Source organism: Terrilactibacillus laevilacticus (genome assembly GCF_006517395.1).
GTDB lineage: Bacteria > Bacillota > Bacilli > Bacillales > Sporolactobacillaceae > Terrilactibacillus > Terrilactibacillus laevilacticus.
On the sequence record NZ_VDCY01000001.1, the window covers coordinates 26870 to 40796 of the forward strand.

Genomic DNA, 13927 nt, shown 5'->3' on the forward strand with positions numbered 1-13927 from the left:
TAAGTAGGGTTTTTTCGACGCACAGGATGTGCTAGTGCAGGCGTTGCGACAGGACGTCGCGTTTTTAGCCTGCGTCATCCCCTACCATTGTAAGCCTGAACCAATCGGGCTTTTACGGCAGTTATCCCCCATCTAGGAAACCTCGTTAACACTCATTACCTTGAGGTGGGGGGCTTTTCTAGCCGTTAATGCGAGATAAATAAAATAGAGGAGGAATCATGCGGTGAGCGGAATTATTTCATTTAATGAAGGAGAAAAGGTGAATCAATTTGTTCTTATAAAATCTGTCACTAAAGGAACGACGTCAACGGGGAAACCGTTTCTAACCTTAATCCTGCAAGACCGTACGGGTGAAATTGATGCCAAACTTTGGGATTGTTCAGAGCAAGATATTCTTGATTATGTTGCTGACAAAATTGTAAAAATACATGGTGAAATAACCCTATATCGTGGTAAAAAGCAATTACGCCTTCACGCAATTCGTTTAACGAATGAACAAGACAACATCAAGAAATCCAGTCTTATTATGTCTGCCCCTGTAAGTATTGAAGACATGGTTGAGAGTATAACAAAATATATATTTGAGATTAAAAATCCTAATATACAGAGATTGACTAGGGCTCTCCTAAAAAAACATCATGACGCATTTTTTGAATTTCCAGCTGCCGTTCGGAACCATCATGAGTTTATGTCAGGATTAGCCTATCACGTTGTATCAATGCTTAAATTGGCTGAATCTGTAGCTAATCTATACCCATCTCTAGACACTGATTTACTTTATTCAGGGATCATTCTTCACGATATGGGGAAGGTCATCGAACTTTCAGGACCAACAGCGACGAGTTATACATTAGAAGGTAAACTTCTAGGGCATATAACGATCATGGTCAATGAAATTGGCGATATGGCAAGACAACTAGAACTTGATGGAGAAGAGATTGTTATTCTACAACATATCGTCTTAAGTCATCACTCGAAGGCAGAGTGGGGAAGCCCCAAACCGCCTTTTATTAAAGAGGCAGAGATTATTCACATGTTAGATAATTTAGATGCTAAAATGAATATGATGGATCGCGCTCTTGAAAAAGTAAAGCCAGGTGAATTTACAGAGCGATTGTTTGCACTAGATCAACGTGCTCTTTACCGCCCGAAGACCGTTTCTAAAAGTAATCAAATGCAACCGGAAAAGAATTGACAAGCTATCATAATCTGGTTCTCTAAGGCATATAGTAGAGTAATAATTAATATGGAGGGACTACTGATGAAACGGACAAAACGGTCACTATTCTTGATTGGGGTTATTTTGACTCTATTCGTTTTACAGCAATTTCATCTCCTTGGACCTGTGATAGTGCAAATCGAAAATCTACCATGGTGGGGGATTATGGTTGTTTTAGGAATATTATTTAGTGGGTATCAAGCCTTTACTTTATCACGAAAAGATAAAGCAAACGATGATAAATGGGTTGAAGAGCAAGGGAATGTCTATATCAAAAGAATGGAAATGGAAAAAGCCAAACGTCAAGCGAAAGAAACAACGGATGCTATTCATTAAATAGTATCCGTTTTTCGTATTTGGCTATGTTAATAATCTGGGTGTTTTGGTTAACTTTTATATTAGATGAAATAAAGGATACATAAGGGTGCAAGAGACTTTACATCAATTAGAAGAAAGAGAATAATAGACTCATATGAGCAATTAATGAAAAGAGGAGAGAATCTAGTGAGTCATATATTAATTATTAATGGATATCAAACTTATGGTGATCCTAAGGGAAAACTAAATGAAACATTAGCAGATGAAATGGAACACATATTAAAGGAAAAGCATGAAATAAAACGAACCAATATTGATAAAGGATATAGCATTAGTGAAGAGCAAGAGAAGTTTGTTTGGGCAGATACGATTATTTTTCAAACTCCAGTATATTGGTTCAATGTACCTGGATTATTGAAGACGTATATTGATGAAGTATATAAACATGGAATTTTCTTCTCAGGGCCTAGTGAATATGGCCGCGGAGGTTTATTTAAAGACAAATATTATATGTTATCAACTACATGGAATGCCCCGGTCGAAGCGTTCCAAAAAGAAACGGCCTTTCTAGGTGGGAACACAGTTGATGACATTTTCTTAGGATTTCACAAAACTCAAGAGTTTGTAGGTTTGAAAAAGCTAGAAACATTCACGGTACATGATGTTGTTCATCGTCCACAAATTGAGATTTACTTAAAGCAATTGAGAAATCATTTAGAAGCCACAATAAAGTGAATGAGGTGGGGGTCTTTCGACGCACAGGATGGGCTAGTGCAGGCGTTGCGACAGGACGCCTGGTTTTTAGCCTGCGTCATCCCCCACTGATGGAAAGCCTGAACCAATCGGACCTTTACGGGCAGTTGATCCCACGCCAATCTTCTTTGATTCTCAGAATCTTAAGGTAGGATAAAATAATCGCTTCATCCGAATAAATCTATTCCGTTTAGTTAACGTGCTTACTAAAAATAGGCCATAAAAAATAACACCCGACATGGGTGTTATTTTTGTCTTTATTTATTGTCCAGCAGAAACGTTTGTGCTATCGAATAAACCTTTGAATGATTTGTCTTTCACCTTAACGTCACTTTTCTTAATAAGACTTTGAATGACTTGTTCTTGTGATTTGGCTTTAGATTGTTTTACAGCATCAACCGCAGCTGGTTTTAAAGCAGTATAGGAATCTTTAACACCTGTTAATTTAATGACATGGTAACCAAATTGGGTTTTTACTGGACTACTTACTTCATTAAGTTTAAGTTTAAAGGCAGCTTTTTCAAAGTCGGCGTCCATGGCCCCTTTTTTAAACCAACCTAGGTCTCCGCCTTTATCTTTTGTTGCATCAGTGCCATACTTTTTAGCAAGGTCTGAGAACTTTTTGCCCTCTTTTAATTGTTTTTCGATACTATCAGCTGTCTTTTTATCTTTTACAAGAATGTGACTTGCTTTAATCTGTTTTAGCTGATCTTTGTTTTTATTGTAATAATCTTTTGCTTCTTTATCCGAGACTTTAACACCGTCAGTTTCTGCTTTCGTGAGTAAGAGCTGTTGTCTTACATTGTCTCTAAATTGTTTTTCTGTCAATCCATTTTGTTGGAGAGCCAATTGAAACTGTTCATCCGATCCAACTGATTTTTTAACTTCATTAACTTTTGCATCAATTTCTTTTTTGGTAACTTTATAATGTTTAGATAAAATTTTATCATAAACCATTTGTTGCAAGACTTGTTTTCCATAAGTGTCTTTCAACTCATTGTAGAAATCATCTTTTGATACATCACCTGCATTGGTACTTACAATTGTATCATTGTTGCCACAAGCAGCTAAGCTTGAGAGACCAATGACAGCAGCAAGAATGATAATTAATTTCTTCACGTGTTGTCTCACTCCTAGTTATATATTTATCCCACTATGGGTCCCCATTCAGTTTAATATTGTAAACCTATCATATACAATTAATCAAATTGACTTGAATGCGAGTTGCTATCTTCATTTATGTATTAGAAAAACATATAATGGTGGGTCATCAAGCAACTATGTCCCATTTTAACTGATAGGTGACCAACTTGTCGAGAAAATGTGAAAAATCACATGGTATATCGTTGCTTTAGGTCAGGATGATTGTATGACAAACCTCATGTGATCAAAAAATTAACAAAAAAACAACTCGTAAAAACTAGCTATTAGTAATAAAAGGATACTCACGTTTACTCTTTTAAAAATGAGTTCATGTCGCTCTTTGGGAATATTTTTCTTTGTGCAGAGCTCGTTCGTTAAGTAATTAAATAAATATATAATAAAAATAGCAAATAAAATAAATAATAAGAGAACCATACCCAGACCTCCGGTAATTTTACAAATGCATACCATTAGACTATCAAAAGAGTCAAAAAAATGATAGTCTTAAACTGGATAATTAATGAGGAGTGGCAGCTGCATGAATAAATGGAAAAGAGCGTTTTTTGCTTTACTCACACTTATTGTGTTGGTATGCGTTGGGCTTTCAGTATTATTTTACAATCTTTTCGTTGTACATACTTCCCAGCAAAACAACATCAACGAAACACATCATGTTGGAGAACCGATCTTCTCTGTCAATGCAAATAAACAACGGTTAACCGATATGATTAATAACGAGATTCAGGACCACCAAAACGATCAGTTAACTTACCAAGTACAATTGACTAATGATGTGACGTTAACAGGCGATTTAAAAGTTTTAGGAATGGGCATACCATTTACTATGTCATTTGATCCAAAAGTGACAGGAAGCGGAGATATTATCTTGAAAGAAAAATCTGTAACCTTGGGGAGAGTTAATCTGCCTGACGAACAAGTCCTGCAATTTATTGACAATGGGACGAATTTCCCTGACTGGGTTGTTATTCAGGCAAGCAAAAAACAAATCTATGTTAATTTGAATGAAATGCCTCTAAATGATCAATTTTATTTAAAAGCAAAAGACATTCAACTTCAAAAGGATAAGATTAATTTTGATGTTTATCAAAAATAAGTCGTAATCGCTCTATGTCTCAAAATGGAATTTTAAAATAGTTAAGGAGGTAATAAGTATGATATCGTTTGAGGAGCAATTTACGAATTATGCAAGGTTAGCTATTAAAATAGGGATAAATCTGCAAAAGGGACAAGATCTTGTCATCATTGCCCCAGTTAAAGCCATTCAATTTGTAGAGAAGGTAACCGAAATAGCGTATCAAGAGGGGGCGAAACACGTCTATTTCGACTGGACAGATCATGACCTTCAATTAACGAAACTTACATATGCACCAAATGAAGCATTTAAAGAATACCCAACTTGGAAAGCTAAAGGATTTGAAAAATTGGCATCAGAAGGAGCTGCATTTCTTCTGATTCGGACGCCTTCATTGGATCTATTTTCAGATATTGATCCCACAAAATTGGAAACGGAAATTAGAACTGAGAATGAAGCGTTATTTGATTATAGAGAATATCGAATGTCAGATAAGGTTAGTTGGAATATCATAGCTGTCCCATCGGATCAATGGGCCATGAAATTGTTTCTGAATGAAGACCTTGAAACCGCGACAGAAAAATTATGGAAAACCTTGTTTAAAATGACACGTGCAGATCAAGATGATCCTATTGGAGCATGGGAAAAACATCAAAAAACGTTAGAAGAAAAAATGAATTACTTGAATGAAAAAAAATATCACCAATTGCATTATAGAGCTCCAGGTACGGATTTAACGATAACTTTTGACAAAGACTATTTATGGGCCGGGGGTGCAGCGACGAATCAAAAAGGGCATCATTTTATGCCGAATATACCGACCGAAGAAGTTTTTACTTTGCCGTTAAAAACAGGAGTAAATGGAACAGTGACAAGTACTCTTCCATTAAATTACAATGGAACTTTAATTGAAAAAATATCTCTAACATTTAAAGATGGCAGAATTATTGAAGCACATGCCGATAAGGGAGAAGAGACATTAAAACGTTTGATAAATACAGATGACGGCTCTCATTATCTTGGTGAGGTTGCTCTAGTTCCGCATAATTCACCTATTTCCCAATCAGGTATGACCTTTTTCATGACGTTATTTGATGAAAATGCCTCTTGTCACCTTGCTATTGGGAAAGCCTATCCAAAGTGTTTAGAAAACGGAGCAAATATGACTCGAGAAGAATTAGATCAACATGGAGCAAATACGAGCATTGTGCATGTCGATTTCATGGTCGGTTCAGAGGAACTTTCAATTGATGGTATCACAAACAATGGGCAAAGAGAACCTGTATTCCGACAAGGTCTTTGGGCGTTTTGATTTGTTAAGAAAGATGGTGTCAACTGTTATGGTATAAAGTCTTGAAGACGGCCATATTTTTCAAGGTAGTTTTAATTAGCCGTGTTCGCAACATATAAAATATGAATAGCTCATTAAAAAGACGATAAAACACCACCTTTTAACTCAAAGTTGGTGTCAGATTGTCGACAAAAGGTATCGAGAGCACGCTCTTCGGTGCCTTTTGTCAATTTTTGTATATGGATTGTAGGAGAAAAGGTTGATTTCCGCTCCAGGCGCTTGCTTTCCGGGGGGCGTTCGCCGAGCCTCCTCGTCGCAAGCTCCTGTGGGGTCTCGTCTGTAACGCTAATCCCCCAGGAGTCAAGCGCCTTCCGCTCCAATCAACAAGTATCAAACAACTTGCCATGTCCAAGTCGCTAGTTTAAATTTATGGCAGCAAAAGTATGCATCGCATGCATAGACAATTTTTTTGCCCTCGTAGAGTTGTCTATCGCATTCCATGCTTTTCCTTCGCATCTGCAAAGACACAAAGAAACCGAATCCTAAAAACCAACAATATGCCATGGTTAGTTTCGATCTCTTTTATCGTTTGACGTATGGAGAGTATGCCAAATATGTATTGTATGAATGTCATTTTAAAATTATTCACGTTCATTAAATTGATTTTTCGTCATCATGGTGTGTCACCTCAAAGTGCGTGTTCAAATAGATGACAAATTAGAAGGAAGAAGATCAAGGCGGTGCTGTTTTGAGGACCGGAATGTAGGTTTTTGCTACATGAGGCCTGGAAAAAACAAGCGGGCGCCGAGATTCGCAGCTTATCATTGGTGACTTTTTGAACAACCTCTAAAAGAGTATTATTTCTAGTGTATAGATGAGTTTTAGTTGATTGGAGCGTAAGGAGCTTGACTCCTGCGGGAAAAGCGGGATAGGCGAGACCCTGGACTGAGCGTAACGAGGGAAGCGGCTCGGCCCCGCCCGCGGAAAGCAAGCGCCTGGAGTGGAAATCTTACCAGACTAATTATTTTACTCCTTATTTTAAAATAAAAAAGACTGTAGGCAAACTCGAAATTCTTCGAGTTTGCCTACAGTCTGACACCACCTTTTAATTAAAAGGTGGTGTTTTTGATCATTCATCGCCTATAGTTTCTATTTTTAATCTTTTTTATGAGGGATTTTAGGTATATCAAATTGTCCGATCGCTTCTTTTAATTTAACAAGATGAGGCTGAACATCAGCTTTCCATGTGCTAACCAGCTCGCTGACATCCTTTGCCGTTGCTTTAATTGTTGGAATACTTTCTTGAGTTAACTGTTGGACTTGGTCTTTTACTTGTACAATCGAGGACGTAACATCTTTAATCGGTTCTTGGATATTTGTTTTAAAATCTTGACGAAGTTCTGCTCCTTTTTTAGGTGTTGTTAGGAGAGCAGTGACGCCGCCAATGACTCCACCAATACTGAAACCAAGAAGATAGGACGAGAATTTTCCCATTTTTGATCACCTCATGATTAAATTTGTTTGATTTCCAAAGCTATGTAGAAAGTATCGTGAACATAGCCTAATATCTTATACGTTTAATTCATTACTCGATTAACTGAGCGTTCCAAAAATATAGCTTAAATATAACATGATTATAATACATTTTGCATAGCTTATCACTACAGGAGGAATGTATATGATCATCTTTCGTATGTTACTATTCATATTCGGCTTTGCTTGTATCATTTATTCCATTACCAATATCTTAAGTAATCCTAGGCTTGCTTTTAAGAATGTCATTCAACAAAAGCTATTTAAGAAGATTAGATTGATTGGCGTATTAGGTCTTCTTTTTATCTTATTTGGATGGTTGCTCGGTTCAGGATAAAGAAAACATTTCTATTATTTACGAGTATGGGTTTTTATTTGCTCTGCAATCGATTTTCGATCAGCTTCTGTATAATCATCCATATGGGATTGGAAAACAGGTGTGAACCCGTCAGTTTCGTCATATCGAGGGATGAGATGCACATGGTAATGAAAAACAGTCTGACTAGCAAATGAGCCGTTATTATTGATGATATTCATACCAACTGGGTTAAAGGCAGCTTTGATAGCATTTGCAATCATTGGAACTTGTTTATAAATAGCAGCTGCTGTATCAGGATCAAGTTGGAAAATATCCTTTTGATGTTTTTTAGGGATAACAAGGGTATGTCCTTTTGTCACTTGGCTTAAATCAAGGAAAGCATATATATCCTCATTTTCAAAAACTTTAGCACTTGGGATTTCACCTTTGATAATTTTACAAAAAACGCAATTTTCATCATGCGACATTCTAAATCATCCTTTCTTTATGTATGGCGTCTTCTTATAATCTCCATTTTACCTCATCTATTCGCTGAATTCATGTATTTTTGGTAAACTTGATAAGACAGAGAAATCATTAAAACTCTCGTTATCACGATTAAGTCCATTTTTTTCTTGCTTCCAAATAATAGTTCCATACGTTACAAATGAATCTTTTGTCTTATTAATAGTGAAACTATTAAAGATATATCATTATACATAAAGATTAGACAGTTCTTTATCATACTAAACAGAATTGAAAGTGAGTGAAACATAAATGGATCCCATTTTGAAAGTTAATCACTTGGTTGGGGGATACAGTAGGCAAAATGATGTTCTACATGATATTTCATTTGAAATCAAACCAGGAGAACTTGTTGGACTTGTAGGCTTGAACGGTGCTGGGAAAAGTACAACAATAAAACATATCTTAGGTCTACTACAGCCACATTCAGGGGAAATTAACATTAACGGAATTGGTATCAAAGAAAATATGGAACAGTATCGAAGACAAATTGCTTACGTTCCTGAGACTCCTGAATTATACGAGCATCTAACTTTAAAAGAGCATCTATCATTATCAGCAATGGCTTATGGTTTGGATAAGAAGAATTTTGAACATCGTGTGGAAGATTTGGCGGTTCGTTTCCGAATGGAGAAAAGGCTTAATTGGTTTCCTGGGCAATTTTCTAAAGGGATGAAGCAAAAAGTCATGATTATGTGTGCTTTTCTAGTGAACCCGTCACTTTATGTTGTAGACGAGCCTTTCGTTGGTTTAGACCCAATTGGCATTCAATCCTTCCTTGATCTGATGATCGAAATGAAAGAAAATGGATGCGGAATTCTCATGTCAACTCATATTCTATCAACGGCTGAACAATATTGTGACCGATTTATCATCTTACATGATGGAAAGTGCGTCGTTCAAGGAAATCTTGAAGAGATTAAGGAAAAGTACGGTAAACGAGATGCGACACTTCATGATATTTATGTTGCTATTGCAAAAGGAGATACGGCATGGATTCACTAATATCTTTATGGCAGAGACGCTTAAGAGATTATTGGATAATGGCGAGTCGTTATTGGGGGATTATTGGGAAAAATAGTGGACTCATGTTTACCCTATATGTTCTCATTATTTTAGGAAGCGTTTATTATAAAAAAACATTGGATCAACTACCAGAAACATTTCCCGTTTCCCTCGTTTTGACTGTTGTTTTTGGCTTTTTTGTGATTAGGACACCGATACGAACCTTTATTCAACAGGCAGATGTCATTTTTTTACTCCCGTTAGAGAGTCAGATGGGACGGTATTTTTATAAAAGTTGCCGATATAGCTTTATGTTGCAGTGTGCCATAATTATCATTGTTTTTGTTCTATTTTCACCACTTTACCTAAAATATCCTATGCATAGTGTGGCATCTTATCTGCTAGTGTTAATCCTCGCTTTTTTTGTTAAAGCTTGGAATATGGACTGTAAATGGCATGAGCAATATTCGGACAATCCATTCTTATTAAAAGTCATTCGTGGCTGTTTAACGCTTTTGTTTTTATATGCCGTAATTAGTCAGCAACCAATCGTACTTGCCATCACTTATATCATAGTGATGGGCTTAGTCTCTTACTTTCTTTTTCATCGGCAGAGGGTCAATGGTGTCTTACATTGGGACAGGCTAATTGCAATGGAAAATCACCAAATGATGCTTCTGTTAAGATTTACAAACCTTTTTGTTGATGTCCCGCAACTGAAGGGCCGAGTAAAATCCCGTCCTTGGTTAAATGTATTTCTAAAATTCCGCAAATTTGATAAGGTTCATGTTTTCCGCTACTTATACTTTTCAATTTTCTTAAGGGCAGAAGATTATTTAGGCATTTATCTAAGGTTGACCATTGTAGGAGCAATTTTATCTTTTTATACAGACCATGATTTATTTGCTTTATTTGTAATACTTTCCGTTCTATATCTTACAGGGCTCCAACTCTATGGAATTTTTACTAGACCGGTGCCTCAAGCATTAGCTGGGATGTATCCAATCACAAAAGCAGTAAAAATAAAGAGTTATTGTTCGATAATATTGATTTGTTTGTTCGTACAGGGGCTCCTTTTATCGATTATCACGACTATCTCACACCCTAGAATTTCGTTCGCTCTCTTATCAATGCTCATAACGTTAGTTGTAAGTATAGGTTTAAGCTATGGGTATTACTACAGGAAATTAATAAAGTGAAACTTCAGTGGGGGCTTTCGACGCACAGGATGTGCTAGTGCAGGCGTTGCGACAGGACGTCGCTTTTTAGCCTGCGTTATCCCCACTGATGGAAAGCCTGAACCAATCGGACCTTTACGGGCAGTTGATTCCCCGCTTATCTTCTTTGAAACTCAGAATCTTATGGTGGGGATCTTTACTGCCCGTTAAGATGGGATAAATAAAAATAGATAATAAAGAAAAAGGATTGCGACTAGGCAATCCTTTCTCTTTATAAAAATGGGTGAAATGAAACGGTTGTGTTAAACAGCATGTATTACGATAAACGAGGATCTTTCAACATCCGTTCCATTTTTTCGTAATGTTGGGTTTCATCAGTGATCATATCTTCTAACGTCACAGCAAGTTCAGTCAATCCAAGTTCTCTCGCTTTTTCGATTCGTTTTTCATATCGTTTAATGGTATCAAATTCAGCTTTACTAGCTTCAGTTAACATATCTTTAACATCGGTCACTTGCTTGACTGGAGCTGGAGTTGTCGTAGGGGTTCCACCATATGTTGATATTTTTTCGGATAAATAGAGGGCATGCCCTTGTTCATCAGGAATTTCTTCTTCAAAGAATGGCTTAAAGACCTGATAGTAAACGCCTGTCACTGTTGATGCATAATACGTATATTGGATAACAGCACCATACTCTGCCGCCAAGTCTTCATTTAATCCATCAATAAGTTCTTTCATTTCTGGTTTCATTTTCGTCATCCTTTCTTTTATCTTTCATATTAATCTAGATACCCTAACTTAGATAATATAAACGGAAGGAAGGATGCACTTAATAATATTGAATACTAGAAATGAATGATACTCTAATCTTAGGATCTGATTAGTTAGACTAAAAACATGGCAAATATGGTGGTTACGATTAAGCCAAAAATAACGGGTATGAGGTTACGTCTTGCAAGTTCGAAAGCATCAACATTACAGATCGCAGCTGCAGGAATGAGTGCCCAAGGAATAATGGTTCCTCCACCTACCCATATAGCTGCAATTTGTCCGAGCGCAGTCAATGTTGCAATACCTTGCCCTAGAGCGGCAGAAAATAGGTGAGCGATTGATCCAGCTAAGGAAATACCAGAAAAACCTGATCCATCTAAACCAGTAATGACACCAACAACCGTTAATGTTGCTGTCGCAACTTCATTATTAATAGGAACAACATGTGCTAGGGCATTACCTAGATCATTCACGATCCCTTGTGAGTGTGCTGGCAGGGTTTTACCAAAGACATCAATAAAACCAGCATCACCCATGTAAAAGAAAGCAGCAATCGGTATGACAGGACCAAATACTTTAAATCCAAATTGAAAACCTTCAATTAGATAATCCGTAATCTTTTCTAATCCCTTGTTTTTATATGCCGTTAAAGATATGGCCATAAGGATAAAAATTATAGTTCCACCGATGAGAGCCGTCGCATCTCCGCCTTGCAGGTGAAAAATAATCATTCCAACGACATCAAGAATGAGCAAAATGGGAATTAAAATAGCATAGAAAAGTTTTAATCCTTTAGATAACGGAGTCTTTCTTTTATTTATTTGTTCATCAAAATGCTGTAAATCAGATGATTTAACTGTCAAGACACCTTTTTTCATATCTCGTTTCAGAAAGATAAAAGCGGTGACTGTTGTGACTAAGCCCATAATAATGACCAGTGGGATGCTTGCTTGAATAACTTGATCTACAGGAATCCCAGCGGCATCCGCCGTAAGTTTTGGTGCTCCTTGAATAACATAATCACCTGAAAGGGCTATGCCATGACCAAATAAGTTCATCGCTATCGCAGCCCCCAGTGCTGGAAGACCTACTCGAAGGGCAACAGGCAAAAGCACGACGCCTAACAAGGCTATGGCTGGAGATGGCCAAAAGAAGAAAGAGACTACCATCATAAGTAAACCAATAATCCAAAATGCAAGGTTCGGCGTTCTAATAAACTTGGTAAATGGAGAAATCATGACTTCATTGATTCCAGTATGGGTCATAATATGACTCAAAGAAACAATGATAGAAATAACAAGAATGGTTCCTAATAATTGCGTTATAGCATAGATGAGACTTGAAAAAACACCGGTTAAGGCGGTTGTCAAAGAGGATGTAGCTATTAAACCAAGTAGAAAAATCCCGATAATACAAACAAGTGTTGTGTCGCGTCTTAGAACCATGACGCCAATAATTAAGATGATAAATAGTAAATACACCCAATGAAGTGATGTTAATGCAATATACATAGAAGATCTCTCCTATTAGTCATTTGCCTATAAAATATGCAAAAGTCCTGTTTAGCGTGAATGACCCCCATCTAAAAGTTGATTACAAGAAAAAATAATCGACAAAACGTTATTTAATTTGTTTAGACCCAAGAAAAATGCGTTGAAAAATTATGACAATTTTCAATTGATTTAGCAGTGAATAATTCCATAAATTTTCAATATAACTCACAATTACCTACTTTCTACTTCAAATTAATTAAAAAATAATCTTAAATCTTATTGACAATTTTGAAACATTCACATATGATTAAAGTAATAAAATAGTCCTTAAAGGGGAGTAGCTGTACAGCAAAGTGTCGTCATTACGGGATTCGTCCCCGGCCTTTGTTGGCAACGTTCCGTTGTTAGCAAGACCTTTACCTCTCACGTCTATGAAGGTAAAGGTATACTCTTTTTTTAACAGCCTTTTCCATCAAGAGTGGGAGGGGCTGTTTTTTAATTTAAAATTAAAAAGGAGAGAGGAACGTTGGACATTTTATCCTTAACATTTTTAACGTCACTTCTACTAATTATTGGGATTGATTTGATCTTGGCTGGGGATAATGCGATTGTCATTGCATTAGCAGCTCGAAAACTTCCTAAAAATCAACAAAAAAAGGCTATTATTTACGGTACCGTTGGAGCGGTTTTGATACGTGCCATTGCAACACTTGTTGTCGTTTGGTTGTTGAAAGTACCAGGTCTACATCTCATAGGTGGTATTTTACTTGTTTGGATCGCTTATAAATTGCTTGTAGACCACAGTGACCATAAAGAAATAAAAGAGGCTAACACTTTGATGGGAGCCATTCGAACGATCATTATTGCAGATGCGCTAATGGGTTTAGATAATGTTCTTGCTGTGGCTGGCGCTTCGCATGGGAGCTATCTACTTATTATGTTGGGATTATTGGTAAGCATTCCACTCATCATGTGGGGAAGTACGTTATTCTTAAAATTGGTTGATAGGTATACTTGGATTACGTATGTCGGATCAGCCGTTTTAGCTTTAACAGCAGGAAAAATGATCATGACTGAGCCTGTCTTAGTTAATGTGTTTGAGGATCTTCAGATCATTAAATGGATTTTAATTGGTCTACTCATCGTTGGGGTTATATTAACTGGATTACGTAAAAATTCAACGAGACAATTGAACCATGCTGGTAAGTAAATTGAGTTTCCTTAAATTTAGAGAATAAGAATAAGGAACATGACAAACAAAAATTTACCTCAACCGGGTAATAAAATATATTTTTTTAATAAAAAC

14 protein-coding genes and 1 pseudogene are annotated in these 13927 nt (G+C 36.7%); 9 read left to right on the forward strand and 6 right to left on the reverse strand.

Annotated elements, in window-relative coordinates; translation table 11 throughout:
* Positions 1–223 precede the first annotated feature (223 nt).
* From yhaM to FG390_RS00115, 3 genes are all read left to right on the forward strand, one after another.
* Positions 224–1195 carry a 3'-5' exoribonuclease YhaM gene (yhaM, locus tag FG390_RS00105; RefSeq protein WP_141188996.1) on the forward strand — a complete coding sequence of 324 codons (972 nt, stop codon included), beginning with the start codon at positions 224–226 and terminating at the stop codon, positions 1193–1195.
* Between the two features lie 66 nt (positions 1196–1261).
* Positions 1262–1555, forward strand: coding sequence for a sporulation YhaL family protein (locus FG390_RS00110; protein ID WP_141188997.1), 294 nt, complete (start codon positions 1262–1264; stop codon positions 1553–1555).
* Between the two features lie 168 nt (positions 1556–1723).
* Positions 1724–2272, forward strand: coding sequence for an NAD(P)H-dependent oxidoreductase (locus FG390_RS00115; RefSeq protein ID WP_141188998.1), 549 nt, complete (start codon positions 1724–1726; stop codon positions 2270–2272).
* Between the two features lie 279 nt (positions 2273–2551).
* Here FG390_RS00115 and FG390_RS00120 read toward each other — a convergent pair whose 3' ends face one another.
* Positions 2552–3409, reverse strand: coding sequence for a peptidylprolyl isomerase (locus FG390_RS00120; protein ID WP_141188999.1), 858 nt, complete (start codon positions 3407–3409; stop codon positions 2552–2554).
* Positions 3410–3971: 562 nt separating this feature from the next.
* On the opposite strand from FG390_RS00120, the gene FG390_RS00130 reads away from it, so the two are divergent.
* Positions 3972–4547: a YpmS family protein gene (locus FG390_RS00130; protein WP_181406305.1), complete on the forward strand. Its 576-nt coding sequence runs from the start codon at positions 3972–3974 to the stop codon at positions 4545–4547.
* Between the two features lie 58 nt (positions 4548–4605).
* A complete protein-coding gene (locus FG390_RS00135) occupies positions 4606–5838 on the forward strand; it encodes an aminopeptidase (RefSeq protein WP_141189002.1) in 1233 nt (410 codons plus the stop codon).
* Positions 5839–6348: 510 nt separating this feature from the next.
* Here FG390_RS00135 and FG390_RS00140 read toward each other — a convergent pair.
* Both FG390_RS00140 and FG390_RS00145 read right to left on the reverse strand, forming a co-directional pair.
* Positions 6349–6454, reverse strand: a pseudogene (locus FG390_RS00140) (transposase); the annotation flags it as partial.
* A 518-nt stretch (positions 6455–6972) separates the two neighbouring features.
* Positions 6973–7311 (reverse strand): YtxH domain-containing protein, encoded by a 339-nt coding sequence (locus FG390_RS00145; RefSeq protein WP_141189003.1) that lies wholly within the window; start codon positions 7309–7311, stop codon positions 6973–6975.
* Between the two features lie 184 nt (positions 7312–7495).
* On the opposite strand from FG390_RS00145, the gene FG390_RS00150 reads away from it, so the two are divergent.
* Complete coding sequence (locus FG390_RS00150; protein WP_141189004.1) at positions 7496–7687, forward strand: hypothetical protein; 192 nt, start codon at positions 7496–7498, stop codon at positions 7685–7687.
* A gap of 14 nt (positions 7688–7701) precedes the next feature.
* Here the strand turns inward: FG390_RS00150 and FG390_RS00155 are convergent, their stop codons facing one another.
* A complete protein-coding gene (locus tag FG390_RS00155; RefSeq protein ID WP_141189005.1) occupies positions 7702–8136 on the reverse strand; it encodes an HIT family protein in 435 nt (144 codons plus the stop codon).
* A gap of 289 nt (positions 8137–8425) precedes the next feature.
* Here FG390_RS00155 and FG390_RS00160 point away from each other — a divergent pair, with 289 nt between their 5' ends.
* Together FG390_RS00160 and FG390_RS00165 are read left to right on the forward strand one after the other, a co-directional pair.
* On the forward strand, positions 8426–9178 hold the full coding sequence (locus tag FG390_RS00160) for an ABC transporter ATP-binding protein (RefSeq protein WP_141189006.1): 753 nt from the start codon (positions 8426–8428) through the stop codon (positions 9176–9178).
* Entirely contained in the window at positions 9166–10377 is a 1212-nt protein-coding gene (locus FG390_RS00165) for an ABC transporter permease (RefSeq protein WP_141189007.1), read from the forward strand. The genes FG390_RS00160 and FG390_RS00165 overlap by 13 nt, the downstream gene beginning before the upstream one ends.
* A 295-nt stretch (positions 10378–10672) precedes the next feature.
* Here the strand turns inward: FG390_RS00165 and FG390_RS00170 are convergent, their stop codons facing one another.
* Together FG390_RS00170 and FG390_RS00175 are read right to left on the reverse strand one after the other, a co-directional pair.
* The gene (locus FG390_RS00170; protein WP_141189008.1) at positions 10673–11107 is read right to left on the reverse strand and encodes a ferritin-like domain-containing protein; all 435 of its coding nucleotides are present in this window, start codon (positions 11105–11107) and stop codon (positions 10673–10675) included.
* 134 nt (positions 11108–11241) lie between these two features.
* Complete coding sequence (locus FG390_RS00175; RefSeq protein ID WP_141189009.1) at positions 11242–12639, reverse strand: hypothetical protein; 1398 nt, start codon at positions 12637–12639, stop codon at positions 11242–11244.
* 508 nt (positions 12640–13147) lie between these two features.
* Between FG390_RS00175 and FG390_RS00180 the strand changes: the two genes are divergently transcribed.
* Positions 13148–13831 carry a TerC family protein gene (locus FG390_RS00180; protein WP_141189010.1) on the forward strand — a complete coding sequence of 228 codons (684 nt, stop codon included), beginning with the start codon at positions 13148–13150 and terminating at the stop codon, positions 13829–13831.
* Positions 13832–13927 lie beyond the last annotated feature (96 nt).

Excerpts from the sequence above, each read along its gene's own strand:
- FG390_RS00170 (WP_141189008.1), bottom strand. The coding sequence starts at position 11,107 with ATGAAACCAGAAATGAAAGAACTTATTGATGGATTAAATGAAGACTTG.
- FG390_RS00175 (WP_141189009.1), bottom strand. The coding sequence starts at position 12,639 with ATGTATATTGCATTAACATCACTTCATTGGGTGTATTTACTATTTATC.
- FG390_RS00130 (WP_181406305.1), top strand. The coding sequence starts at position 3,972 with ATGAATAAATGGAAAAGAGCGTTTTTTGCTTTACTCACACTTATTGTG.
- FG390_RS00110 (WP_141188997.1), top strand. The coding sequence starts at position 1,262 with ATGAAACGGACAAAACGGTCACTATTCTTGATTGGGGTTATTTTGACT.
- FG390_RS00150 (WP_141189004.1), top strand. The coding sequence starts at position 7,496 with ATGATCATCTTTCGTATGTTACTATTCATATTCGGCTTTGCTTGTATC.
- FG390_RS00145 (WP_141189003.1), bottom strand. The coding sequence starts at position 7,311 with ATGGGAAAATTCTCGTCCTATCTTCTTGGTTTCAGTATTGGTGGAGTC.
- FG390_RS00160 (WP_141189006.1), top strand. The coding sequence starts at position 8,426 with ATGGATCCCATTTTGAAAGTTAATCACTTGGTTGGGGGATACAGTAGG.
- FG390_RS00135 (WP_141189002.1), top strand. The coding sequence starts at position 4,606 with ATGATATCGTTTGAGGAGCAATTTACGAATTATGCAAGGTTAGCTATT.
- FG390_RS00155 (WP_141189005.1), bottom strand. The coding sequence starts at position 8,136 with ATGTCGCATGATGAAAATTGCGTTTTTTGTAAAATTATCAAAGGTGAA.
- FG390_RS00165 (WP_141189007.1), top strand. The coding sequence starts at position 9,166 with ATGGATTCACTAATATCTTTATGGCAGAGACGCTTAAGAGATTATTGG.